Raw genomic sequence first — 870 nt, forward strand, 5'->3', positions numbered from 1 at the left:
TTCGGTGGGTAAGCGTAATACGGGAACGGAGTTACGCTTTTGGCCTGATGCACAATACTTTGATACGGTGAAGTTCTCAGTTAGTCGTTTACGCCACATTCTTCGTGCCAAGGCCGTATTGTGTCCTGGTCTGGCAGTTACTTTTACTAATAAACAGACCGATGAAAAAGACGAATGGCACTTCCAGGATGGCTTAAAAGACTACCTATTGTCGGCAACTAACGGTCTAGAAACTTGCCCCTCAGCCCCTTTTAGTGGATCAATGGCCGGTAATACCGAAGCTGTAGACTGGGCCATACAATGGTTAGTTGAAGGTGGTGAGATAACTCAGGAGAGCTACGTTAACTTGATACCTACTGCTCAAGGTGGAACGCATGTTAACGGCTTTCGTACCGGCTGCTTGGAAGCGATGAGAGAGTTTTGTGAGTTCAGAAACCTCCTTCCGCGTGGTATCAAACTGAGCTCTGAAGATATATGGGACAAGAGCTGTTTTGTTCTATCAGCCAAGCTTCAAGACCCTCAATTTTCCGGACAGACTAAAGAGCGCCTATCTTCGCGTGAAGCTGCCGCCTTTATTTCCGGTGTCGTCAAAGACTCCTTCAGTTTGTGGCTTAATCAGCATACTGATGATGCTGAAAAGTTAGCAGAGCTGTGTATCAGTAATGCTCAGAAGCGCCTAAAAGCAGCGAAGAAAGTTGTTCGTAAGAAAGTGACCTCCGGCCCGGCATTGCCTGGTAAGCTTGCTGATTGCTCTGGTGTAGAGACTATGAACTCCGAGTTGTTTCTAGTAGAGGGTGACTCGGCTGGTGGCTCAGCCAAACAGGCGCGTGACCGTGAATATCAAGCGATTATGCCGCTCAGAGGTAAGAT

At 47.7% G+C, this 870-nt stretch carries 1 pseudogene; it reads left to right on the forward strand.

What is annotated here, in order from left to right:
- Window positions 1–870: pseudogene (locus A3761_RS21100) on the forward strand (DNA topoisomerase IV subunit B); the annotation flags it as partial.

The organism is Oleiphilus sp. HI0123 (assembly GCF_001635315.1).